This is a genomic window from Pseudomonas sp. LBUM1652 (assembly GCF_059716105.1).
Genome location: NZ_CP166804.1, coordinates 3,465,843 through 3,488,664 on the forward strand (window position 1 = coordinate 3,465,843; position 22,822 = coordinate 3,488,664).

A 22,822-nucleotide genomic window follows, 5' to 3' on the forward strand; every position below is an offset into this window, starting at 1 on the left:
CAATGATTGATGCACGTCTTCAACTGGCTTACTCAGGCTTTAGCCTGGATGTCGATCTGCACTTGCCGGGCCGCGGCGTCACCGCACTGTTCGGCCATTCCGGTTCGGGCAAAACCACCTGCCTGCGTTGTATTGCCGGGCTTGAGCGCGCCGACCACGGTTTTATCCGGATCAACGAAGAAGTCTGGCAGGACAGCGAAAACGGTATTTTCGTCCCGCCGCACAAACGCGCACTGGGTTATGTATTTCAGGAAGCCAGCCTGTTCCCGCATTTGTCGGTGCTGGCCAATCTGCAATTCGGCCTCAAGCGCATCGCCAAGTCGCAGCGTCGCGTAGACATGGCGCACGCTACCGAATTGCTGGGGATCGGTCATTTGCTCGAGCGGCATCCGCAGCATTTGTCCGGTGGCGAGCGTCAGCGTGTCGGCATCGCTCGCGCGCTGCTGACCAGTCCGAAACTGCTACTGATGGACGAGCCGCTGGCCGCGCTCGACAGCCAGCGCAAAAACGAAATCCTGCCTTACCTGCAACGCCTGCATGACGAACTGGATATTCCGGTGCTGTATGTCAGCCATGCGCAGGATGAAGTCGCTCGTCTGGCCGACCATCTGGTGTTGCTCAACGATGGCAAGGCCCTGGCCAGCGGCCCGATCGGCGAAACCCTCGCCCGTCTGGACTTGCCGATGGCAATGGGCGATGACGCCGGCGTGATCATTGAAGGTCAGGTCAGCGCCTACGATACGGACTATCAGTTGCTGAGCCTGCAACTGCCGGCCACCGAAATGAACATCCGCGTCACTCATGCACCGATGGCCGTGGGCCAGGCCTTGCGCTGCAAGGTACACGCGCGCGACATCAGCCTGGCCCTGCACAACGACGCTTTCAGTAGCATCCTCAATCGCCTGCCGGTGACCGTGATCAGCGAGCAAGCGGCAGACAACGCCGCCCATGTGCTGATCCGTCTCGACGCTGGCGGCACTCCGCTGCTGGCACGCATCACACGGTACTCGCGCGACCAACTGGGTGTGCGTCCGGGTCAGCAACTCTGGGCGCAAATCAAGGCAGTCGCGGTGCTCGCCTAAATCCGTTGGCACGACGGCATCAGTGCGCGGTCAATCGTTTTACAGACCGCCGCGCCAACGAAGGAAGCCGCCATGCCCGACACCGCGCTGACCGATGCACTGCCATCCGACCTGCATTACGTCGATGACACACAGCCCGGCATCACCCGCAAAAAACTGCGGGGCAAGTTCAGCTACTTCGAACCGTCGGGCCAGCGCATTACCGATCCCGACGAAATCAAACGCATCAACGCCCTCGCCGTGCCGCCGGCTTACACCGACGTGTGGATCTGTCTCGACCCACGCGGCCATCTGCAAGCCACCGGCCGCGATGCCCGTGGCCGCAAGCAATACCGCTATCACGCGCGGTGGCGCGAAGTGCGCGACGCCGACAAGTACTCGCGGCTGCGCGAGTTCGGTCTGGCGCTGCCGAAGTTGCGCAAACAGCTGGAAACCCTGTTGACGGCCCCCGGATTCAGCCGCGACAAAGTCATGGCCACGGTGATCACCCTGCTCGACGCCACGCTGATCAGGGTCGGCAATACGCAGTACGCGCGCGACAACCGCTCCTACGGCCTGACCACCCTGCGCAGTCGGCATGTCGAGGTTAACGGCAGTGCGATCCTGTTCCAGTTCCGGGGCAAGAGCGGCATCGAACACCAAATCACCGTGAAAGATCGACGCCTGGCGCGGATCGTCAAGCGCTGCCTGGAGCTTCCCGGGCAGAACCTGTTCCAGTACTTGGACGAAAACGGCGAGCGGCACACCGTCAGCTCCTCCGACGTCAACACTTACCTGCAAACCCTTACCGGTGCCGATTTCACTGCCAAGGACTATCGCACTTGGGCCGGCAGTGCCTTGGCATTGGCGGTTTTGCGCGAGCTTAAACACGAGTCCGAAACGGAAGCCAAACGGCACGTGGTGGAAATGGTGAAGGGTGTCGCCAAACAGTTGGGCAACACGCCAGCGGTGTGCCGCAAGTGCTACATCCACCCGGCGGTGGTGGAAAAATTCATGCTCGGCGCCCTCGCCGAATTGCCCCGGCCACGTGTACGCAAGGGTTTGCGCGCCGAGGAAGTAGCGTTGGCGATGTTTCTCGAACGCATGAGCGAGATAACGGCTACACCTTGATCGATTGCGCGTCGTCCTCTAGGCTAGCCACCTTTCCCCTCCTCAGGACGACCGCAGAAGTGAACAACTCAGCCCTCTGAAAATGTAATCGCGACACGCCGCAAACGGCGCCTGTCAGTTTTCACGACATTTTTCTGGAGGTGCCGATGACTCACGTCTCGCGTACGCCCGCACTCGTCTCGCTGAATCAACTGGGTTTTCAATTCGCCAATGGCGAGACGATTTTCAACGACCTGAATCTGACATTCGATCATCTGCCGACCGCCCTCGTCGGACGCAACGGTGTCGGCAAAAGCGTACTCGCGCGGCTAATTGCCGGGCAGCTGCGGCCCACAACCGGCAGCGTGGTGAGTTCTTTTACTGTGCATTACGTCTCACAAAACTTCGTCGCACCACCGGGGCAAACCGTGGCCGACGCAACAGGCGCGGCCTCCGTTCTGGCGGCCGTGGGGCGACTCAACCTGGGGCAGGCCAGTGCCGGGGATTTCGACATCATTGGCGAACGCTGGGATTTGCCGGAACGCTTGCGCCAGTTACTCGATGAGTGCGGACTGACCGACATCGCGGCGAACGATCTGACGGCCAACCTCAGCGGCGGCCAACAAGCCAGGATCGCCCTGATTGGCGCGCTGCTGAGCCCGGCACAATTACTGGTGCTGGATGAACCGACCAATCATCTCGACAGCGCGGGCCGGCAGTGGCTGACGAAAAAACTCGAAGAATGGCGCGGTGGCTTGATCGTCGTCAGCCATGACCGGCAGTTGTTGGAGCAAATGCGCAAAATCGTTGAACTCACGCCTTTGGGCGCCAGCGTCTTCAGCGGTTGTTATTCGGAATTTGCCGAACAACGCCGAATCCATCAAGCCGCTGCGCAAGCTCAATTTGATCAAGCCCGGATCGAACGCCAGCGCGAGCGTTCGAGACTGCAACGCGAGCACGATGCGATCCAGCGCCATGCTGCCGGCAGCCGGCGTAAAGCTGAGACTGCCAACGTGGCCAGCTTCGAACGAGTGGCCGCTAAAGCGGCTGCGCGAGAAATCATGGGCAAGGTGCGCCACGGGCATCAGGCACGTAAATCCGATCTGGATACTCGTGTGCGCGACGCTTATGCGAACGTCGTGCCCGCCGACGGGGTGCTGATCAACCTGCCGGGCAACGTCGTGCCGAGCAAGCGTCAGGTCTGCACACTGGTCGATGCGTGCCTGCCATGGCTGCCGATTGGTGCGCCTTCTACGCGGGTGAGCCTCGCCATCCACGGGCCGATGCGCATTGCTGTCAGCGGCCCCAACGGGTGTGGCAAATCGACTCTGCTGAACATCCTCGCCAATGAGCTGAGACCTGTGAGCGGTGAATGCCTGACCCACGTGCCTTTTGCGTTCATCGATCAACAATTGACGCTGCTGGATGAGCGGACATCCATCCTTGAGCAACTGAAGGCACAACAAACGCCATTGGACGAAGGCACCTTGCGCAGCTATCTGGCGCATCTGCAACTTAATGCGCAGCGCGTCACCTTGCCCTGTGCCTCGCTCAGTGGCGGTGAACGCCTGAAAGCCGCGCTGGCCCTGGCATTGTGGCGCCAGACGCCGGCGCAATTGTTGCTGCTTGATGAGCCGACCAATCATCTTGATCTGGCATCCGTGGAAGCTTTCGAGCGGGCATTGCAGACATTTCCCGGGGCGATCGTCGCCGTTTCCCATGATCAAACGTTTCTACGCGCCTTAAACCCGACCCACGATTTGATTTGGCATCCGCAAGGCTGGCACCTGCAACCGACGAGTTGACCTGTCTATTTTTTGCACGATCGCCGGGGGCTTCTATAGTTGATGTGACACGAATCAGCTGCGGTGACGCCATGGAAGACATTTTCGTCGTGAAGCGTTGCAACAAGATCATTATTCACGGTCGACGCGCCGAGGACAGCCAGCATGATCCCGCCGAAGCCATTGGCTGGTTCCGCATTTGCGATACCCGAACAGGCGGCTTCATCGGCGATGGCTACGACGCGGAAGCAGACGCTCGGCGCGAATGCACACGTCTCAATGCAGTCAGTTCGCCCATTCCGGCCCGCGAGTCTTCCGGCTGATGCCGAGCAGAAGCGGGTCTATACTGAAACCAGCTGAAGGAGCGGCGCCCCAACGGCAGAAGGCTCGCAAATAGCGGGCTTTTTGCTGCCGCTCAACGGTTTCACGAACGGAGGTGTTCCATGTCCGAAAAAGAGTCCATCACCACCCTCCTCACCCTGCTCGACGCCCGGCAGGCGCGCCTCGCGGCCGCTTGCAAAGAGATCGCCGACTGGGTCGATCACCAAGGCGGACACCCGACCGCCCTGCGCATCCGCGATCGCCTGAACGACATCGAGAAAGACGCGCCGCTGATTCGCAACACGCTGACAGCGCTCAAGCCAATCGATCGGCCGCTACCTCGGTTCAGATAGCACCGGTTGGCAATAAGGCTTCATACGCGGTGACGCTTGTGCCACCGCGGCGTCGCCTGTGCGGCATTTATATTCTTCGCTCAGGGATTTGGTTCTTTTCACATAACCATCACATCTAAGCGCTTAAAGTGAAATTACTCCTTTAGAAAGTCCCCCTCTCACCCGCCCGCATGCGGGTGTTTTTTTGCCTGCAGTTCCACTCACCGAACGGCGCTATCTACGAGTTGTCATAACCTGTACACGTCACGAAGGAGACGGTCCATGGTTATCCATTTCAACGTCGAAGGGCATCTGGCCTGCGGCCACAAAGGCAAGCAACTCACTGCGAGCAAGGAACTCAATCGCGTGAAGTGCCGCAGTTGCCGTAATACCGATGCCTACAAACAGGCGAGAAAAGATCAACGCAATGCAGCCCGACGTAGCGCACGGCACGCAAAAACCACTCATGGCGCAACAAACTGGCGCGCAGAATGGATCGAGCGGCTCACGGCGATGGCCGGGCTTCAACGCTTGCCTCGTGGATTTGCCGGGCAGGCATTTGTTTAGAGCGGGATAAAAAATGGGCCGAGCAAGTCGGCCCATTTTTGCGTTAGTTGTTACTCAGAAGACAGTTTCGCCAGGGATCTATCTCGCAGCGAGAATCTCCTCAAGAAAATCAATAAACACATTGACCCGGCTAGACCCCCGGTGATTGGGCAAATACAGCGCATTGATGCAACTGCTCGCACTGCCGGGATTGACCTCATAGTGTTCCAGCAATCGGGTGAGTCGCCCTGCCGCGACGTCGTCGCGCACCAGCCAATCGGCCAGCAATGTCACCCCGCCGCCCGCTATTGATGCTTCGCGCAGAATATCGGCGTTGTTGCTTTGCAGGCGACCGTGGACGTTGAGCTGGATGGTTTCTTCGTCGCCCTGAAAGGTCCAGTGCAGGTGGAAGCCAGCGTAATCAAAGCGCAGACATTGGTGTTCGAGCAGGTCGCGGGGATGGCATGGCGTCGGGTGCCGACTCAAATAATCCGGGCTGGCCACCACCCAGCGCTGGAACGCCCCTACCCGCTTGCTGACGATATCGTCGCTGACCACCGAGGAGCCGAGGCGCACGGAAACATCGATCTGCTCACTCAAAAGATCACTGACCTGGTCGCTCAGCGACAGGCTGATTTCCAGCCCCGGATGACGATCCAGCAGGCGACTCAAATGCGGCGCAATGATGCGTCGGCCAAACTCGACGGGGACGCTGATTCGCAGTCGGCCTTGCGCCTCGCTGCCACGATCGGCGACGACCGCGTCGGCCTCATCGATGGCGTCGAGAATGGCCACGGCTTTCTCGAAATAGGTTTGCCCGGCGACAGTAACGCTGGTATTGCGAGTCGTGCGGTTGAGCAGGCTGGCGCCGAGCTCGTTTTCCAGTCCCGCCACTTGGCGCGTCAGCCGAGCACTTTCTTTGGTGGCGATCACCGTGGCTACGTGGATTACCCGGTTGCGCCGGCGACGTTCCAAGAGTGACTTTCTTTGGGCCTACAAGGCAGGAGCCAATGGTGACGTTACAAAAAATCACGTGGGCTATGGCTCGTCGAAGGATATGACTATTTGCGAGTGAATCGCGGTGCACAGTCCATATTATGGCGGGCAAAAAATAAGGGCTCGCATGAGAAATCTCATGCGAGCCCTTGATATTCATGGTGCCCGAAGCCGGAATCGAACCGGCACGCCCTTACGAGCGGGGGATTTTAAGTCCCATGCGTCTACCAGTTTCGCCATTCGGGCGGTAGCGCGGTGTAGCTCATTTCAACTGCCGAGTCGCAATCCTGACAGGATGCACGCTAAGCAGCAGAGCGGGAAATATATACATCACTTCCCGGTGAAGCAAGTTCGCAATGGCCGTATTCAAGACAAAATCTTGCAGCGCACTGGAAATAAAAAAGCTCCGTAAATCATGGATCTACGGAGCTTGCTTATAGTGGAGGCCGAGGTCGGAATCGAACCGGCGTAGGTGGATTTGCAATCCACTGCATAACCATTTTGCTACTCGGCCTCAAAGCATCTGCTGTCAGTAGCACAACAACAAACACGTACAAATTGGAGCGGGAAACGAGACTCGAACTCGCGACCCCGACCTTGGCAAGGTCGTGCTCTACCAACTGAGCTATTCCCGCTTGGTGTGGCGCATTCTATAGATTTCAGAAGCCCCGTCAACCCTTTGATTCAAAAAAGTTTTATTTCTTTTCAACATCGGTTTTCAGATGTGGCCAGGCAGCGCGAAGGTATTGAACCATCGACCACAAAGTCAGACCTGCCGACACCATCAGCAAGGCATAACCGAGGATCACCCAGAAACTGAAGTCTTTCGGATTGGCCAGTAGAATGACCAGCGCCAGCATCTGCGCAGCGGTTTTCCATTTGCCTAGATTCGATACAGCTACATGAGCACGGGCGCCGAGTTCGGCCATCCATTCACGCAATGCCGATACGACAATCTCACGACCGATGATCACGGCAGCCGGCAGCGTGAGCCAGAGATTGCCGTGTTCCTGCACCAGCAGTACCAGCGCCACCGCAACCATGAGTTTGTCGGCGACCGGATCAAGAAAAGCTCCGAACGGAGTGCTTTGTTCCAGACGGCGGGCCAGATAACCATCCAGCCAGTCGGTGGCTGCCGCAAAGGCAAACACCGAGGCGGAGGCCATGTAACTCCACTGGTAAGGCAGATAGAACAGCAAAATGAAGATCGGAATGAGCAGGACGCGTAGAACGGTAATCAGATTAGGGATATTCATCGGCACAACTGGCTACGAGGTGAAGGGGCATTCTACTCGCTATGCAGGTTTGCATAAATCGACTCTGCGAGCTTTTTACTGATCCCCGGGGCTTTGGCGATCTCTTCGATGCTTGCACGAGACAGCTCCTGCAATCCACCAAAATGTTTCAACAAGTCGCGACGTCGGGTCGGCCCGACGCCGGCAACGCCTTCCAGTGTGGACGTGCGGCGGGTTTTCCCGCGGCGTGCGCGGTGTCCGGTAATTGCGAATCGGTGGGCCTCATCGCGGATCTGCTGAATCAAGTGCAATGCGGGTGAGTCGCCGCGCAAGGTGAACTCGTGCGCGGCATCATTCAGATACAAAGTTTCAAAGCCGGCCTTGCGGGTTGCGCCTTTGGCCACACCGAGCAAGATCAGATCCGGGACTGCAAGCTCATTGAGAACGTCACGGGCCATCGATAGCTGCCCCTTGCCACCGTCGACCAGCAGAATATCCGGTAACTTGCCCTCGCCGTCCTTGAGCTTACTGAATCGTCGCGTCAGCGCCTGGTGCATGGCGGCATAGTCGTCACCTGCCGTGACACCTTCGATGTTATAGCGACGGTAATCCGACTTGATTGCGCCCTCCGGGCCAAAGACCACGCAGGACGCGACCGTAGCCTCGCCGCTGGAGTGACTGATGTCGTAGCATTCCAGACGCTGTGGCGGCTCATCCAGGTTCAACACCTCAGCCAGTGCATCAAAACGCGCTGCCGTGTGCTGCCGATTGGCAAGGCGTGCGCCCAACGCCTGTTCTGCGTTGGTGACGGCCAGTTGCTGCCAGCGCGCGCGGGTGCCGCGCACCCGATGACTGATGGCCAATTCGCGACCGCGCAGTTCACTAATCGCCTCGATCAGTGTCGGGAAGTCCTCATGCACGACGTTAACAATCAGTTCGCTCGGCAGGTCGCGCTCCGGGCTGCTGATGAAATACTGCCCAAGAAACGCCGCCATGACTTCAGAAACGTCTTCTTCGATCCCGACTTGCGGGAAGAAATTCTTGCTGCCCAGCACGCGTCCGCCACGGACACTGATCAGATGCACGCAGGCACCGCCCGGGTTGACGAAGGCAGCGATGACGTCAATATCACCCGTGCCCCCTTCCATGCTCTGCTGGTCCTGCACGCGGCGTAGCAATGCGATCTGATCACGCAGCTCGGCGGCACGCTCGAACTCAAGGTTGATCGCCGCCTCTTCCATTGCCGTGGACAGCTCATTGGTCAGCGCATGACTGCGCCCTTCAAGAAACATCACCGAGTGGCGCACGTCTTCGGCATAAACATCAGGCTCGACCAGCCCGACGCAAGGTGCCTTGCATCGCTTGATCTGATATTGCAGACATGGGCGTGTGCGGTTCTTGTAGTAACTGTCTTCACACTGACGAACGAAAAACGTCTTTTGCAGCAAACTCAGGCTTTCGCGAATGGCGCCGGCACTTGGATAAGGCCCGAAGTATTTGCCCTTGGCCTTTTTTGCCCCGCGATGGATGCTTAAACGCGGGAACTGCCCATCTGACAGAAAAACATAGGGATAGGATTTGTCGTCGCGTAGCAGGATGTTGTACGGCGGCCGCCATTCCTTGATCAGTGTCTGTTCAAGCAGCAGCGCTTCCGTTTCGTTGGCGGTGATGGTCGTTTCGACCTGAGCAATGCGACCAACCAATGCAGCCGTTTTCGGCGCCAGCCCGGTCTTGCGAAAGTAACTCGCCAAGCGCTTCTTAAGGTTTTTGGCCTTGCCGACATACAACAGGCGCGCATCGCTGTCGAACATGCGATAGACGCCGGGGCGCCCGCTGACGGTAGACAGGAAGGCGCTGGAATCGAATGTTTCAATCATGGTCAGAGGCTGGCATCAACCATGCCGTGACGAACCGCCAACAGTGTCAACTCGACGTCGCTGCTGATCGAAAGCTTTTCGAAAATACGGTAGCGATAGGTGTTAACGGTTTTCGGCGACAGGCACAACTTGTCGGAAATGATTTGCACCTTCTGACAGCCGACAATCATCAAAGCGATCTGGATTTCACGCTCGGATAAAGCGTCGAAGGGCGAATCGTTGGACGGCTGAAAGGACTTGATCGCCAATTGTTGAGCAATCTGCGGGCTGATATAGCGCTGACCGGCAAAGACCAGGCGAATGGCCTGAACCATCTCCGGCAAACCCGCGCCTTTGGTCAAATAGCCAGCAGCACCTGCCTGCAGCAACCGAGTAGGAAAAGGATCCTCCTCACACACCGTAACCGCGACCACTTTGATGTCCGGATGACTGCGCAACAGTTTTCGCGTGGCTTCCAGGCCGCCGATGCCGGGCATCTTGACGTCCATCAACACCACATCGGGTTTCAACTCTCGGGCCTTGATCAGGGATTCTTCCCCGGATTCGGCCTGGCCCACCACCTGCAAGCCATCAATATCGGCCAGCATCCGTGTAATGCCTGTACGAACGAGATCGTGGTCATCGACCACTAGCACCCTAATCAAGCAGACACCTCGCGATATGGTCTTATTGGGATGCCGGACACCTTAGCAAAAAGTACCGGACAGACCTAGCGGCAAGCATCATTTAAAAAGTTTCAATTCATCATTGAGGGCTTGCCCGCCGTGGGTTTCAGAGCACAGGTGTACCGATATCCAGCTGCATCCGCAGGAAACACTCGTCCTCGCCTTGCACGCGTAGTCCTTTTCTTTCATACAAATATTTCGCCGGGTTATTTTCAAACACGGTGAGTCGCAAAGCCGGGCGCCTTTCCTGATGAGCCATGCCAATAACCTGATCAATCGCCCAGGAACCTGCACCCTGCCGCTGAAAGGCTTCAGCAATCTGCAGCTCACGAATATACAGTGCCCGCGCATCTCGGCTGAGACTGAAAAAACCTACCGGCACCTCATCGCGCAATATCAGCCAGTTCTCGCGCCCCAGCCATGCAACATCGAATGCCTCGTCCTGCCACAACAGGTCATGGTGAATGTAGTAACGCAGCATGTTCTGACAAGTAAGGTAGCGCGAAAACGCCAGGTCCTCTGTTGTCGCAGGGCGTGCCTGGAATGTCATTGAGCCTGTTCCACGTAAATGACTCGCCCCTGCCATGCACCGGCGTCACGCCGGGCGACCACGAGAAGATCACCCGACCCCGGCGCCGCAGCAATCAGTGAACCGTCCTCGGACCAAATCGCGCTACGCCCCGCCGACTGCCAACCGCCGGTAAGGCCACTATGGTTGGCCATCAGCACCGCCATCGCATGTTGTCGGGCATAACCCTGCAGCACCGCGGCGTCTGCGTCGTAGCCCTGCTCACTGATTAACACACCCGCAGCGTAAAGGTCGGCGCCTAGATCAGCGGCCGCAGCCGCATGGCTGGCATGAGAGAAATCGGCGCAGACCGCCAGCGCTACCTTATCGTTACCGATGCTCAGGGGTGACCCGCCGAACCCAGCGGCGAAGACCCGCTCCTCGCCCGAGTGCAGATGTTGTTTGCTGTACACCCCAAGCGATCCGTCGGCGCCCAGAACCAGTGCGCCAATCAATACCGCCGAACTGTGTTTCAGTCGAATCGGCATGCCGACGACAGCCGTCACACCCAGTGCGTGCGCCAGATCCCGTAGTGGCTGAAGCACAGCATCCTGTGGATCGATGGCCAATGCCGCAGCCACCTCGCCTTCGTAGCCGGTCAGTGACAGCTCAGGAAACACCAGCAACTCCACACCCTGCTCCCCCGCGACCTCGATGAAGCGCATATGGCTGGCGATGTTTGCGGCAAGATCGCCAGCAATGGAAGTAGTCTGGGCGGCTGCAATGTTCAATGTCGACATGATTCAACCTTGGTCATCAGGCAAAACGCTGAGTGTGTCACAACTCATGCAGCGCTCAAGCAATAGGCATTTGGCTAGCCGCGCTATAGCATTTTCTGATTGCTGAGGCGTGTCGGCCTCTAGTAAGCTCGGCGCATTCATCGGAGACAGACCATGTTCAACGCCCTCTCACAGCTTCGTACCGCCAGCGCACTGCGCTCGGTTGCGGCTGCCCGGGCGAATGACGTTTGCGCTCCGGTCAGCTTTTATTTTGGGTATTGGTTTAGCCACTGGCGCGCCTGATACCCAAACGGCGCCCATAAAAACGGGTCGCCTACCAGAGATTTCTCAACCCCCGGTCGGCTTCCCGACCGGGGGTTTTGTTTTTTCAGGCCCAAGATTTTTCAGCAACACATCAGACACCTTGAGGATTTACGCAATGAACTACGCCACTTATTACCGTTACGACAGCTTTAGCGCCTGGCGATTTAGCAGCCTCCGCTCGGGACAGCCTGCCGCCTCCGATCGGTCACCTACAGGTGGCAAACATGCACACGTAGCCAATACGGCCAATTGTCGAACACCCCAGTAGGGCCGAGCGCGCGGGAAAAGCCCGCCGCCAGCCCAGGAAGACCGAATATGAACTCGTCAGTTTCTGCTCTGCCACTGTCCACCCTCGATTCTGCCAACGAAGCACTGACCCTGCGTCTGCCCAGCTCGTTGCAACTCAAACAGCAATTGCCATTGAGCAATGCCTTGAGCCAACAAGTCGCCGCCCACCGCCAAGCGGTTCGCGCGATCCTCAACGGTGAGGACCAGCGCCTGCTGGTAATCGTTGGCCCCTGCTCTATCCACGACCCTCAATCCGCTCTTGAATACGCCGGAAAACTCGCCCGCCTGGCAGAAGAAGTCAGCGATGAAATGCTGCTGGTGATGCGTGCCTACATCGAAAAACCGCGCACTACAGTCGGATGGAAAGGCCTGGCTTATGACCCGCACCTGGACGGTAGTGATGACATGGCCGCAGGCCTGTCCCTGTCCCGTGGGCTGATGCTGGAAATGATCCGTCTCGGCTTGCCCGTGGCGACCGAATTGTTGCAACCCATGGCAGCTGGCTACTTCGACGACTTGCTCAGTTGGGTTGCCATTGGCGCACGCACAACCGAATCACAAATCCATCGCGAGATGGCCAGCGGCTTGAACATGCCGGTAGGATTCAAAAATGGCACCGACGGCGGCGCGACCGTGGCTGTCGATGCCATGCGCTCGGCCTCACACCCGCATCGCCATTTCGGGGTCGACAGCCAGGGACACCCAGCCATCATCCAGACGCCTGGCAACCCTGACACCCATCTGGTACTGCGCGGCGGACATAAAGGCCCCAACCATGATCGCGAAAGCATTGCCAGCATTCACGCCGATCTGGACCGACTGAAGATCCCGAGCCGAATCATGGTCGATTGCAGCCACGCCAACAGCGGCAAAGACCCATTGCGTCAACCTGGCGTTTTCAATGAAGTGCTTGAACAACGCTTACACGGTGATCGTTCACTCATCGGCATGATGCTGGAGTCTCATTTGTTCGAAGGCTGTCAGCCGCTGAGTGCATCGCTGCGCTACGGCGTTTCGATCACTGATGGCTGCCTCGGTTTCAGCGCAACAGAGCGATTGTTGGTCGATGCTGCTCAGCGTCTTGGCGCACACGCCAGACGCTGATTGCGAGACAGGCCCTCCGGCTTATTCAAACTGGAGGGCCGTCAGCGTTACAGCTTCGCCTCTACCTGCACCCGCGTCACTGCGGACTCCTGACTGACATCGTCCAAACGCTCAACCGTGTACGCAACGCGCACGGAAGATCCGTGGTGCTCGCGCCAGAAGCGATGTGGAACGATAAAAATCAGCGGCTTTCCTGCGGTTTCCCGGGTGATTTCGCGATCATCCCGATGATTGAAAAAGTCTCCGTCACATTTGAGATAAACCAGCTCACCCTCTTGCGCCTGAGCGTTGCCGATCACGACGGTTACGCCATCAATCGAGTTTTCCGCAAGCAGTACGCCGTCCTCAGCTTCAAGTACGTCGGGTGCGTCCAGTTCGCCACGAAGAAACGGGTTGATGAGAATCCTCGTCGGCTCGGACTCACGTGCCACGCCATTGGACTGCTCGACTCGGTAGCGTACCGACACCTCACCACCGAGATTTGCTGCGATGTACTCAGGTGGAACCCAGAAAGACAGCAAATCTGAAACAGCAAAGGTTTCGACCTTCAATCTGTCGTGGAACGATGCGGATGACGCGTCTGCGCACCAGCTCAGTGACACCTGATCGCCTGCCGCCATTCGTGCGTAGGGCTGGAGAGTGACGAGTGCCCCTTCCACGACCCGCGCCGGATCCAGGGCCCCACCGATTGCACCTTCGACGTGCGGGGCAAGTAACTGAGGCCTTGAATCCCCCACTGTCAGTTGCAAGCGCGCAGACGATGCAGGTTCGGGCAGGGCCGCGCTGACAAGTGTCCAGTAGACCTCCAGTGAACCGCCATCCAGGGCCGCGACGTGCATGCCTTTGATAACGAAGACGACGTCTTTGCCTACCTGAGCTTCGCTGACAAAGCGGACCATTTCGTGCTGATAAACAAAACCCTCGACATCCAGCCCCTCCCAACTCATCAGCAACTGATCGCCACACGCCATGTTTGCATAAGGCGCGATACGAACGACGGCCTTGCTCAGAGCGGGATCGAGCACGCTCCCCTGTAGAGAATCAAGCGTTGCTGCTGGCAACTGTTCATGTGTCGCCTTGGGGCTGGCGGGGTGACGCATTCGATAGCAAAACTCGATTTCATGCATGTTCATTCGCAACTCCATTCCCTGGATAAAACGCTGTCTTCATGACGGCGTCGACAGCCAACATTGAACGCGATTGCTGGTGTTCTCGATATCAGCCCGATACACCGCAGCCATGGCGCAAAAGCTACAAGCCCGGTAGGCAACCAACACTAAATCGACCTTCACCAGGCGGAGGACGGCTAGAACTTCCGATTTGGATTTCGTAAGTATCTGAAAATTCGTACAGCCTCTAGTCCGAATTCAACGGCCAAGTGAAGCCTCTTCGTACTTCTTCAACGAGGTGTGTGTTTTAGAGTGGCCAACAGATTTCCCCGATGAACTTCTGCGAAAAAGGTAAGAACATGCAACGGAGTGCTACAACTCGTTATCCCATACTGTTGGTACACGGCCTGTTTGGATTTGAGCGTATCGGCCATTTCGAGCTGTTTCATGACGTCAAGGACGCTTTGAAAACCGCTGACTGCCGAGTGTTCGTTCCACACCTCTCCGCCACCCACGACAATGAAGTCAGGGGTAAGCAACTGCTGACGCAGATTGACAGTGTCCTGCGGGGCACAGGTGCCGAAAAAGTCAATCTCATCGGGCACAGCCAGGGAGCTTTGGCAGCTCGATACGCCGCAGCGCTTGCCCCACACGCCGTGGCCTCAGTGACTTCAGTCAGCGGCCCCAATCATGGCTCGGAATTGGCTGACTTTTTGCGCAAGGCCCTGGTTCCAGGTCGGCTGCCGGAAGTCGTCGCGCAGAACGTGGCGACGGTATTTGCCGATTTTCTTTCGTTGCTTAGCGGCAGTACCACGCTGCCGCAGAATGCATTGGCGGCGCTCAATGCACTGACGACCGAGGGAGTGGGTGACTTCAACGACAGGTTTCCACAGGGATTACCCGGCACTTGGGGCGGACACGGCCCCGAACAGGTCAATGGTGTACGGTATTACTCCTGGAGCGGCGTTCTTCCGGCCATTGGGCTAGCAACACTCGACCCGGTGCAGGGAGCCTGCCGGGCGCTGTCGCAGTATTTCATGACCGAGGGGGAGCAGAATGACGGCTTCGTCGGGCGTTTCAGCTCTCACTTGGGTCAAGTCATCCGTTCCGACTATCCGCTGGATCATCTGAGCAGCCTGCGCCATTGCGCCGGCAAGGTAACCGGTCAGTTCGACCCGATAGACCTTTACGTTGAGCATGCCGCGCGCCTGCAAGCAGCGAATCTCTGATCAGGCCATGACAACCGAACGGAACTTTGCCGAGAATTCGACCACTGAATCCGGTAGGCTCCGCACTTTATTGAAATAGATTGGAGAGTTTTCTCATGGCTAAAGCCACTGCCCGTCACATCCTGGTTTCCGACGAAGCCAAATGCAACGAACTCAAGGCCCAGATCGAAGGCGGCGCTGATTTCGCTGAAATCGCGAAGGCCAACTCCACTTGCCCATCCAGCCGTCAGGGTGGCGACTTGGGTTCGTTCGGTCCAGGCCAAATGGTCAAGGAATTTGACACCGTGGTATTCAGCGCGCCAATCAACGTCGTGCAAGGCCCGGTAAAAACCCAGTTCGGTTATCACCTGCTGGAAGTCACCAGCCGTCAGGACTGATCCGTCGCCTGAGCGCTGTCCAACGGCCCGCCTTCTGGTGGGCCGTTGTGTTTCAGTTACACATACGGCTGGCGACTGACGCGCCTCTCGCGTACAACTTGCGCTTATCGATTACCCGGTTCCAAGGCTGACAATGCGACTGGTTTTCCCCACATTGATGCTCACCGCCCTCGCCCTGCTGTCGGGCGCCGCCGGTGTGAACGCGGCACCGCAACATGCGTTGACCGTGTATGGCGAACCTGCCAAATACCCTGCCGGTTTCAGTCACTTCGATTACACCAACCTGCAGGCCCCCAAAGGGGGAACGATGCGCCGCTCGGCGATCGAAATCGGTCACTTCGACCATCTCCTTCCTTATATAGACAAAGGCATCGGCGTCACTCAGATCGACGGCCTGCTTTATTCGCCGCTGGCCCAGCGTTCGATGGATGAGCCCTACACCGTTTACGGCCTCGTCGCACAGAAGATGGAGCGCTCGGACGACGGCCTGTCGCTGCGTTTCTTCATCAATCCCAAAGCACGCTTCGCCGACGGCAAACCGATTACCGCCGAAGACGTGCGCTATACCTACGATTTGTTGATGACCCAGGGCAGCCTGCGCTACCGCACCCAATTCGCCGACGTCAAAGGCGTCGAAGTGGAAGCGCCGCTGACTGTGCGTTTCGACTTCAAAAGTAATGAAAACCGCACCCTCCCGCTGGATATCGCGACCCTGCCGGTGTTCCCCGAACATTGGTGGAAGAACCGCGATTTCGCCGGCGGTGGCGGATACGAGCCACCGCTGGGCAGCGGCCCGTATCGTGTCGGCAAAGTCGATTCGGGGCGCAGCATTACGTTTGAGCGTAATCCCGACTGGTGGGGCAAGGATTTGCCGGTCAGCCGCGGCCTGTACAACTTCGATCACTTCAGCATCGAGTATTTCGGCGACACCGACGTTGCACGTCAGGTGTTGCGCGGCGGCGCCTACGACTACAACCGAGAGTTCTCCGCCACCGGCTACTCGATCGGTTATGACAGCCCCGCCCTCAGCGACGGGCGCCTGCAAAAAGCCCACTTGGCCACCGAAGCGCCGCAATCGGCCCAGGGTTTTGTGTTCAACCTGCAAAAACCGACTTTCCAGGATCGGCGCGTGCGTCAGGCGTTGGCCATGCTCTGGGATTTCGAGTGGAGCAACCGGCAGATGATGCGCAACCTGTACATCCGCCAGCAAAGCTACTTTTCCAATACCGAACTCGCGGCTCGCGAACTGCCCGATGCGCAAGAGTTGAAAATCCTTGAGCCGCTGCGTGGGCAGATTCCCGACGAAGTCTTCTCAAAAGTATTCGAAGCGCCAAAAACCGATGGCAGCGGCCTGATCCGCGACAAGCAGTTGCAAGCCCTCGATTTGCTGGAACAGGCCGGCTGGAAACCCGATGGCGATCAACTGGTCAACGCCGAAGGCGAGCCACTGAGTTTTACCTTCCTTGTCAGCCAGAACGGCATGGATCGTCTGTTGCTGCCGTACAAGCGCACGCTGAAACAGATCGGCATCGATCTCAATATTCGCCGTATCGACTCCTCGCAATACGTCAACCGCCTGATGAGCCGCGATTACGACATGATCGTCACCGGCTACCCCGTCACCACGTCTCCGGGTGGCGAGTTGCTCAACTACTTCGGTTCAGCGTCGGCCAACGATCCGGGCGCCAACAACTACATGGTGTTGAAAAACCCGGCGGTTGATACCTTGATCAACGGCCTGATGCGCGCCTCGACCCAATCCGACATGCTGCACTACGCCCACGCGCTGGACCGGGTGCTGCAATGGAATTACTACTGGATTCCCAACTACTATCCGCCGGGTACCTCGACTGTCTGGTGGAACCGTTTCGGCATGCCGTCGGTTCAGGCGAGCAATGACGAAGCCATCGAGAGCTGGTGGGAAATCAGCAGCACACCGCTGACCAATCAACAGATGACCGCTGAAAAAATCTCTCGCGGCAGACCCGGAGGACCGCACTGATGTGGGGTTACATACTGCGGCGCCTGCTCCTGATCATTCCGACACTGGTGATCATCCTGCTGGTGAATTTTGTGATCATTCAAGCCGCGCCGGGTGGCCCGGTCGAGCAGGCGATCGCGCACTTGCAAGGTATCGGTGGTGCCAGTGTCGGCGGCGGCGCGAGCGAAACCATGAGTGGCACATCCCGTGCCAGCCGTGGTCTCGACCCGCAGTTGATCAAAGACATCGAAAAACAGTACGGCTTCGACAAGCCCGCTCATGAACGTCTGTGGCTGATGCTCAAGAACTATGCGCAACTGGACTTCGGCAAAAGCTTCTTTCGCGGCGCGACGGTCACCGACCTGATCCTGGAAAAAATGCCGGTGACCATTTCCCTCGGTCTGTGGGCGACGCTGATTACCTATCTGGTGTCGATACCGCTGGGCATCCGCAAAGCCGTGCACCATGGCAGCCATTTCGATATCTGGAGCAGCACGGCGATCATCATCGGTTACGCAATGCCGGCGTTCCTGTTTGCGATGTTCCTGATCGTGCTGTTCGCCGGCGGCACCTCACTGAACTGGTTTCCAGTACGGGGGCTGGTGTCGGACAACTTCGAATCGCTGTCGACCCTGGGCAAGATCGCCGACTACTTCTGGCACCTGGTGCTGCCGGTGACGGCACTGGTGATCGGCGGTTTCGCGACATTGACGATCCTGACCAAAAACTCGTTCCTCAATGAAATCACCCGCCAATACGTGGTTACCGCACGGGCCAAGGGTCTGAGTGAGCGTCGGGTGCTCTATGGCCATGTGTTTCGCAATGCAATGCTGTTGGTGGTGTCGGGCATTCCTCAAGCCTTCATCAGCGTGTTCTTCGCCGGCTCGCTGCTGATCGAAGTAATCTTCTCCCTCGACGGCCTCGGCCGCATGAGCTACGAAGCAGCGGTTTCCCGGGATTATCCGGTGGTATTCGGCTCGTTGTTCATCTTCACCCTCTTCGGCCTCCTGATAAAACTGATCGGCGACCTGTGCTACACCCTCGTTGATCCGCGCATCGACTTCGCCGCGAGGAACGCCTGATGTTCAAGCTCTCGCCTTTGGGCCGTCGTCGCTTTGAGCGATTCAAGAAGAACCGTCGTGGCTGGTGGTCGTTGTGGCTGTTTATCGGGCTGTTTATTGTCACCTTGGGTGGCGAACTGATCGCCAACGACAAGCCGCTGGTGGTCAGCTATCAGGGCCAGTGGTACTTCCCGGTGTTCAAGCGCCACACCGAGCAGGAGTTCGGCGGACAACTGCCGTTCCAGGCCGATTACCGCAGCGATTATGTGCAGAACCTCATCCGCAAGGACGGTGGCTGGCTGCTGTTTCCGCCGATTCCCTTCAGCGACGACACACCGAACTACGACCTCACCAAACCGGCACCGAGCCCGCCCACGGCAGTCAACTGGCTGGGCACCGACGATCAGTCGCGGGATGTCTTGGCGCGGGTGATCTTCGGCGCGCGGGTATCGATTCTGTTTGCCCTGATGCTGACGTTTGTCAGTGCGCTGATCGGCATCGCTGCCGGCGCGTTGCAGGGCTACTACGGCGGCTGGGTCGACTTGATCGGGCAACGTCTGCTTGAGGTGTGGTCGGGACTGCCGGTGCTGTACCTGCTGATCATCCTTTCCGGTTTCGTCGAGCCGAATTTCTGGTGGCTGCTGGGAATCATGGCGCTGTTTTCCTGGCTGGCGCTGGTGGACGTGGTTCGTGCCGAGTTCCTTCGCGGGCGTAATCTGGAATACGTCAAAGCCGCGCGAGCCCTTGGTCTGACTGACCGCAAAGTGATTGTCCGGCACATCTTGCCCAACGCCATGAATGCGACATTGAGCTACTTGCCGTTCATTCTGACCGGGGCGATTTCCACCCTTACCGCGTTGGACTTCCTCGGTTTCGGCATGCCGGCCGGCAGCGCTTCGCTGGGCGAACTGATCGGTCAGGGCAAGCAGAATCTGCAGGCGCCTTGGCTGGGGCTGACGGCGTTTTTCACCCTGGCGCTGATCCTTTCTTTACTGGTGTTCATCGGCGAGGCGTTACGTGACGCCTTCGACCCTCGATCCTGAAGCGTGGCCATGACTGACAACCTGATTGAAATCCGTAACCTCAACGTTGCCTTCCATGGCCAGCCCGTGGTGCGCGACCTGTGCCTGGACATCCGCCCTGGCGAGTGCCTGGCGCTGGTCGGCGAGTCGGGCTCGGGTAAATCGGTGACTGCTCATTCAATCCTGCAATTACTGCCTGACAGTGAAGCGCAAACCATCGGCAGCATTCGCTATCGCGGGCAGGAACTGGTAGGGGCAGACCCCAAGGTCCTGCGCGAACTGCGCGGCAACCGTATCGCCATGATCTTTCAGGAGCCGATGACCTCGCTCAATCCGCTGCACACCATCGAAAAACAGATCGGCGAAACCCTGCTGCTGCATCGCGGCCTCGGTGGCAAAGCGGCGCAAGCACGCATTCTCGAACTGCTCGGACTAGTGGGCATCCAGAAACCCAAGGAGCGGCTCAAGGCTTACCCTCATCAACTGTCCGGCGGACAACGCCAGCGGGTAATGATCGCCATGGCCCTGGCCTGCGAGCCGGAATTGTTGATTGCCGACGAGCCAACTACAGCGCTCGACGTCACCGTGCAACGCAAGATCCTGTTGCTGCTCAAATCCCTGCAACAGCGTTTGGGCATGTCGCTACTGCTGATCAGCCACGACCTCAATCTGGTGCGTAGCATCGCTCAACGCGTGTGCGTCATGAAGGCCGGAGAAATCGTCGAACAGGCACCGTGCGAAACCCTGTTTACCGAGCCGAAACATCCTTACAGCTGCGTCCTGCTCAATGCCGAACCGGAAGGCGAAGCACTGCCGAGGGACGAGCGTGAGAACGTGCTGGAAGTCGATAACCTGCGGGTCGAATTTGCCGTCGGTGGCGGCCTGTTTCAGCGCAAACAATACCTGCGCGCGGTCGACGGCATTAGCCTGAACATTCAGCGCGGCAAGACATTGGGCATCGTCGGGGAGTCCGGTTCGGGCAAGTCGACACTCGGTCAGGCGATTCTTCGTTTGCTCGACTCCGAAGGCAGTATCCGCTTCCAGGGCGAAGCGCTCGACGGCCTCAATCAGAAGCAGTTGCGACCCTGGCGCCGGCAGATGCAAGTGGTGTTTCAGGATCCGTTCGGCAGCCTCAGCCCGCGTATGTCGGTAGCACAGATCATCAGCGAAGGCCTGGAAGTGCATTGCGAATCCACCGCTGGCGAATGCGATGAGCAAGTGATCCGTGTACTCAAGGAAGTCGGTCTCGATCCTGAAAGTCGTCATCGATACCCTCACGAGTTTTCCGGCGGTCAACGTCAGCGCATCGCCATCGCCCGGGCATTGGTACTGAAACCGGCGCTGATCCTGCTGGATGAACCGACGTCGGCACTGGATCGCACGGTGCAGAAACAAGTGGTCGCCCTGCTCCGTCAGCTTCAGGAGAAACATGGTCTGACCTATCTGTTTATCAGCCACGACCTGGCGGTGGTCCGCGCTTTGGCCCACGACATGATCGTGATCAAGGACGGTAAAGTGGTCGAGCGTGGCGCCAGTCACGAGGTGTTTGATTCGCCGCAGCATCCTTACACCAAAGAGCTGTTGGCGGCGGCGCATCCGGGATAGGCATAATCGGCGCTCGATTTGAAACCCGGTCGTGGCCATCGCTGGCGAGCCCGCGATGGCGTCGGCACTGACAACACAAACCTCGGACCAGCCTTCATGAACACCACCGAAAGCCTCAAGGACTACCAAAGGGTTCGCACTCTGGCGATCCGTTCGCTGTTCGAGATCATCGAGCAGTCGAGCGAAGGCACGGTGATTGTCGATCGTGACGCCAACATCGTCTGGATGAATGAGCGTTACGCCCGGCGTTTCGGTCTGGAATCCGCCGCAGGCGCCATCGGCAAGCCCTGTGAAAGGGTGATCCCCGGAAGTCTCCTGCGTGAGGTGGTGCGCACCGGTCGCCCCATTCTGCTGGACATGCAGGACACCCCAAAAGAACCGCTGGTAGTGATGCGCCTGCCGATCCACGACGACGCGGGCACGGTCATTGGCGCCATCGGCTTCGCCCTGTTCGATGAGTTGCGTACCCTGTCGCCGATGCTCAAGCGTTACCTGAGCATGCAGGAAGAGCTGGCCTCGACTCGCTCCTTGCTGCGCGCGCGGCAGACCAAATACAACTTCGCCCATTTCATCGGCACCAGTGCCGCCAGCCTCGACGTCAAACGCCGTGCGCGGCGCAGTGCGAGTGCCGAGTCTCCTGTGTTGCTGCTGGGTGAAACCGGTACCGGCAAGGAATTGCTGGCACAAGCCATCCACAGTGCCTCACCCCGAGCGCACAAAGCCTTCGTCAGCATCAACAGCGCGGCGATTCCCGAGGCGCTGCTGGAAGCGGAGTTTTTCGGCACCGCCCCAGGCGCGTTCACCGGAGCCGACCGCAAGGGCCGTACCGGCAAGCTGCAAATCGCTCAGGGCGGCACGCTGTTCCTTGACGAAATCGGCGACATGCCGCTGCCGCTGCAAAGCAAATTGCTGCGCGTGCTGCAGGAGAAGGAGTTCGAGCCGGTGGGTTCGAACGACGTGATCCAAAGTGATGTGCGGGTGATTGCCGCCACGTCGACGGATCTGCAAGCGGCGATCAAACGCGGCGAATTCCGCGCGGACCTTTATTACCGGCTCAACGTGTTGCCGATCAATGTACCGCCGCTGCGTGAAAGGCTCGACGATCTGCCGGCACTCAGCGAAGCCATTCTGGAAGAGCTTCGCAGTCAACATGAGCTGAACCGTGAAGCGTTGACGTTGCTTGGGCAGCATGCCTGGCCGGGCAATATTCGAGAACTGCGCAATGTGCTGGAACGAGCAGCGCTGCTGAGTGATGACCTGATGCTCACCGAGAACGACATTCGCGCAGCCATCGGTACGTTTACGCCGGTGGAGCGTGCTTCGGCACCGATGATTGAGTCGTTGGCCGAGGAGACATTCGCTGAGGCGCGGGAGCGGTTTGATCGGCAGTTGATTCAGTCTGCCCTTGCGCAATGCGGGGGTAAGGTGCCGGAGGCGGCGGCTAGATTGGGGCTTGGACGGTCGACGCTGTACAAGAAAATGGTGGCGCTGGGGATCGTCTAGTCTCA

General features: G+C 58.3%; 21 protein-coding genes and 3 tRNA genes. 14 read left to right on the top strand and 10 right to left on the bottom strand.

Annotation, left to right across the window (positions count from 1 at the left end):
* Nucleotides 1–2 precede the first annotated feature (2 nt).
* The 6 genes from modC to ACA069_RS15625 all read left to right on the top strand — a co-directional run bounded on the left by modC (nucleotide 3) and on the right by ACA069_RS15625 (nucleotide 5,175).
* The gene (modC, locus tag ACA069_RS15600; RefSeq protein WP_187679923.1) at nucleotides 3–1,082 is read left to right on the top strand and encodes a molybdenum ABC transporter ATP-binding protein; all 1,080 of its coding nucleotides are present in this window, start codon (nucleotides 3–5) and stop codon (nucleotides 1,080–1,082) included.
* A gap of 72 nt (nucleotides 1,083–1,154) precedes the next feature.
* Nucleotides 1,155–2,192 carry a DNA topoisomerase IB gene (locus tag ACA069_RS15605; protein ID WP_497614170.1) on the top strand — a complete coding sequence of 346 codons (1,038 nt, stop codon included), beginning with the start codon at nucleotides 1,155–1,157 and terminating at the stop codon, nucleotides 2,190–2,192.
* Nucleotides 2,193–2,338: 146 nt separating this feature from the next.
* Nucleotides 2,339–3,976, top strand: coding sequence for an ABC-F family ATP-binding cassette domain-containing protein (locus ACA069_RS15610; protein ID WP_497614171.1), 1,638 nt, complete (start codon nucleotides 2,339–2,341; stop codon nucleotides 3,974–3,976).
* 71 nt (nucleotides 3,977–4,047) lie between these two features.
* Complete coding sequence (locus tag ACA069_RS15615; protein WP_187679926.1) at nucleotides 4,048–4,278, top strand: hypothetical protein; 231 nt, start codon at nucleotides 4,048–4,050, stop codon at nucleotides 4,276–4,278.
* 120 nt (nucleotides 4,279–4,398) lie between these two features.
* Nucleotides 4,399–4,629: a hypothetical protein gene (locus ACA069_RS15620; RefSeq protein ID WP_123449131.1), complete on the top strand. Its 231-nt coding sequence runs from the start codon at nucleotides 4,399–4,401 to the stop codon at nucleotides 4,627–4,629.
* Nucleotides 4,630–4,890: 261 nt separating this feature from the next.
* Entirely contained in the window at nucleotides 4,891–5,175 is a 285-nt protein-coding gene (locus ACA069_RS15625; RefSeq protein WP_489879506.1) for a hypothetical protein, read from the top strand.
* A 78-nt stretch (nucleotides 5,176–5,253) separates the two neighbouring features.
* On the opposite strand, the gene ACA069_RS15630 is transcribed toward ACA069_RS15625, so the two are convergent.
* The 9 genes from ACA069_RS15630 to ACA069_RS15670 form a co-directional block, all read right to left on the bottom strand.
* The gene (locus ACA069_RS15630) at nucleotides 5,254–6,129 is read right to left on the bottom strand and encodes a LysR family transcriptional regulator (protein WP_497614173.1); all 876 of its coding nucleotides are present in this window, start codon (nucleotides 6,127–6,129) and stop codon (nucleotides 5,254–5,256) included.
* 180 nt (nucleotides 6,130–6,309) lie between these two features.
* Nucleotides 6,310–6,396 (bottom strand) — tRNA-Leu (locus tag ACA069_RS15635).
* 194 nt (nucleotides 6,397–6,590) lie between these two features.
* Nucleotides 6,591–6,664: transfer RNA gene (locus tag ACA069_RS15640), tRNA-Cys, on the bottom strand.
* A gap of 45 nt (nucleotides 6,665–6,709) precedes the next feature.
* Nucleotides 6,710–6,785 (bottom strand) — tRNA-Gly (locus tag ACA069_RS15645).
* Nucleotides 6,786–6,845: 60 nt separating this feature from the next.
* Complete coding sequence (gene pgsA, locus ACA069_RS15650) at nucleotides 6,846–7,406, bottom strand: CDP-diacylglycerol--glycerol-3-phosphate 3-phosphatidyltransferase (RefSeq protein WP_007950102.1); 561 nt, start codon at nucleotides 7,404–7,406, stop codon at nucleotides 6,846–6,848.
* 32 nt (nucleotides 7,407–7,438) lie between these two features.
* Complete coding sequence (gene uvrC, locus ACA069_RS15655; protein WP_401263868.1) at nucleotides 7,439–9,262, bottom strand: excinuclease ABC subunit UvrC; 1,824 nt, start codon at nucleotides 9,260–9,262, stop codon at nucleotides 7,439–7,441.
* A 2-nt stretch (nucleotides 9,263–9,264) separates the two neighbouring features.
* Nucleotides 9,265–9,906, bottom strand: a complete 642-nt coding sequence (gacA, locus tag ACA069_RS15660) for a response regulator transcription factor GacA (protein ID WP_016984198.1) — start codon at nucleotides 9,904–9,906, stop codon at nucleotides 9,265–9,267.
* A 127-nt stretch (nucleotides 9,907–10,033) separates the two neighbouring features.
* Nucleotides 10,034–10,477 carry a GNAT family N-acetyltransferase gene (locus ACA069_RS15665; RefSeq protein WP_497614176.1) on the bottom strand — a complete coding sequence of 148 codons (444 nt, stop codon included), beginning with the start codon at nucleotides 10,475–10,477 and terminating at the stop codon, nucleotides 10,034–10,036.
* Entirely contained in the window at nucleotides 10,474–11,235 is a 762-nt protein-coding gene (locus ACA069_RS15670) for a carbon-nitrogen hydrolase family protein (protein ID WP_497614178.1), read from the bottom strand. Before ACA069_RS15670 ends, ACA069_RS15665 begins: the two co-directional genes overlap by 4 nt.
* Before the next feature lie 618 nt (nucleotides 11,236–11,853).
* Between ACA069_RS15670 and ACA069_RS15675 the strand changes: the two genes are divergently transcribed.
* On the top strand, nucleotides 11,854–12,930 hold the full coding sequence (locus tag ACA069_RS15675; protein ID WP_497614180.1) for a 3-deoxy-7-phosphoheptulonate synthase: 1,077 nt from the start codon (nucleotides 11,854–11,856) through the stop codon (nucleotides 12,928–12,930).
* Nucleotides 12,931–12,977: 47 nt separating this feature from the next.
* Here the strand turns inward: ACA069_RS15675 and ACA069_RS15680 are convergent, their stop codons facing one another.
* Complete coding sequence (locus ACA069_RS15680) at nucleotides 12,978–14,063, bottom strand: hypothetical protein (RefSeq protein ID WP_497614182.1); 1,086 nt, start codon at nucleotides 14,061–14,063, stop codon at nucleotides 12,978–12,980.
* 335 nt (nucleotides 14,064–14,398) lie between these two features.
* On the opposite strand from ACA069_RS15680, the gene ACA069_RS15685 reads away from it, so the two are divergent.
* The 7 genes from ACA069_RS15685 (at nucleotide 14,399) to ACA069_RS15715 (ending at nucleotide 22,817) form a co-directional block, all read left to right on the top strand.
* Nucleotides 14,399–15,268, top strand: a complete 870-nt coding sequence (locus tag ACA069_RS15685) for a lipase family alpha/beta hydrolase (protein WP_489879594.1) — start codon at nucleotides 14,399–14,401, stop codon at nucleotides 15,266–15,268.
* Nucleotides 15,269–15,363: 95 nt separating this feature from the next.
* A complete protein-coding gene (locus tag ACA069_RS15690) occupies nucleotides 15,364–15,645 on the top strand; it encodes a peptidylprolyl isomerase (RefSeq protein ID WP_401263861.1) in 282 nt (93 codons plus the stop codon).
* A 133-nt stretch (nucleotides 15,646–15,778) separates the two neighbouring features.
* Nucleotides 15,779–17,647, top strand: a complete 1,869-nt coding sequence (locus ACA069_RS15695; protein ID WP_497614184.1) for an extracellular solute-binding protein — start codon at nucleotides 15,779–15,781, stop codon at nucleotides 17,645–17,647.
* Entirely contained in the window at nucleotides 17,647–18,708 is a 1,062-nt protein-coding gene (locus ACA069_RS15700) for a microcin C ABC transporter permease YejB (protein ID WP_187679935.1), read from the top strand. Before ACA069_RS15695 ends, ACA069_RS15700 begins: the two co-directional genes overlap by 1 nt.
* The gene (locus tag ACA069_RS15705; RefSeq protein WP_305438116.1) at nucleotides 18,708–19,730 is read left to right on the top strand and encodes an ABC transporter permease; all 1,023 of its coding nucleotides are present in this window, start codon (nucleotides 18,708–18,710) and stop codon (nucleotides 19,728–19,730) included. Before ACA069_RS15700 ends, ACA069_RS15705 begins: the two co-directional genes overlap by 1 nt.
* Before the next feature lie 9 nt (nucleotides 19,731–19,739).
* A complete protein-coding gene (locus tag ACA069_RS15710; protein ID WP_497614187.1) occupies nucleotides 19,740–21,314 on the top strand; it encodes an ABC transporter ATP-binding protein in 1,575 nt (524 codons plus the stop codon).
* A 96-nt stretch (nucleotides 21,315–21,410) separates the two neighbouring features.
* On the top strand, nucleotides 21,411–22,817 hold the full coding sequence (locus tag ACA069_RS15715; RefSeq protein ID WP_489879499.1) for a sigma-54 interaction domain-containing protein: 1,407 nt from the start codon (nucleotides 21,411–21,413) through the stop codon (nucleotides 22,815–22,817).
* The last annotated feature ends 5 nt before the right edge of the window (nucleotides 22,818–22,822 follow it).

Coding starts and splice junctions, on each gene's coding strand:
- ACA069_RS15715 (WP_489879499.1), top strand. CDS start 21,411: ATGAACACCACCGAAAGCCTCAAGGACTACCAAAGGGTTCGCACTCTG.
- ACA069_RS15690 (WP_401263861.1), top strand. CDS start 15,364: ATGGCTAAAGCCACTGCCCGTCACATCCTGGTTTCCGACGAAGCCAAA.
- ACA069_RS15685 (WP_489879594.1), top strand. CDS start 14,399: ATGCAACGGAGTGCTACAACTCGTTATCCCATACTGTTGGTACACGGC.
- ACA069_RS15670 (WP_497614178.1), bottom strand. CDS start 11,235: ATGTCGACATTGAACATTGCAGCCGCCCAGACTACTTCCATTGCTGGC.
- ACA069_RS15710 (WP_497614187.1), top strand. CDS start 19,740: ATGACTGACAACCTGATTGAAATCCGTAACCTCAACGTTGCCTTCCAT.
- ACA069_RS15615 (WP_187679926.1), top strand. CDS start 4,048: ATGGAAGACATTTTCGTCGTGAAGCGTTGCAACAAGATCATTATTCAC.
- uvrC (WP_401263868.1), bottom strand. CDS start 9,262: ATGATTGAAACATTCGATTCCAGCGCCTTCCTGTCTACCGTCAGCGGG.
- ACA069_RS15620 (WP_123449131.1), top strand. CDS start 4,399: ATGTCCGAAAAAGAGTCCATCACCACCCTCCTCACCCTGCTCGACGCC.
- ACA069_RS15700 (WP_187679935.1), top strand. CDS start 17,647: ATGTGGGGTTACATACTGCGGCGCCTGCTCCTGATCATTCCGACACTG.
- ACA069_RS15695 (WP_497614184.1), top strand. CDS start 15,779: ATGCGACTGGTTTTCCCCACATTGATGCTCACCGCCCTCGCCCTGCTG.
- ACA069_RS15680 (WP_497614182.1), bottom strand. CDS start 14,063: ATGAACATGCATGAAATCGAGTTTTGCTATCGAATGCGTCACCCCGCC.
- ACA069_RS15605 (WP_497614170.1), top strand. CDS start 1,155: ATGCCCGACACCGCGCTGACCGATGCACTGCCATCCGACCTGCATTAC.
- pgsA (WP_007950102.1), bottom strand. CDS start 7,406: ATGAATATCCCTAATCTGATTACCGTTCTACGCGTCCTGCTCATTCCG.
- ACA069_RS15625 (WP_489879506.1), top strand. CDS start 4,891: ATGGTTATCCATTTCAACGTCGAAGGGCATCTGGCCTGCGGCCACAAA.
- ACA069_RS15705 (WP_305438116.1), top strand. CDS start 18,708: ATGTTCAAGCTCTCGCCTTTGGGCCGTCGTCGCTTTGAGCGATTCAAG.
- ACA069_RS15665 (WP_497614176.1), bottom strand. CDS start 10,477: ATGACATTCCAGGCACGCCCTGCGACAACAGAGGACCTGGCGTTTTCG.
- modC (WP_187679923.1), top strand. CDS start 3: ATGATTGATGCACGTCTTCAACTGGCTTACTCAGGCTTTAGCCTGGAT.
- ACA069_RS15675 (WP_497614180.1), top strand. CDS start 11,854: ATGAACTCGTCAGTTTCTGCTCTGCCACTGTCCACCCTCGATTCTGCC.
- ACA069_RS15610 (WP_497614171.1), top strand. CDS start 2,339: ATGACTCACGTCTCGCGTACGCCCGCACTCGTCTCGCTGAATCAACTG.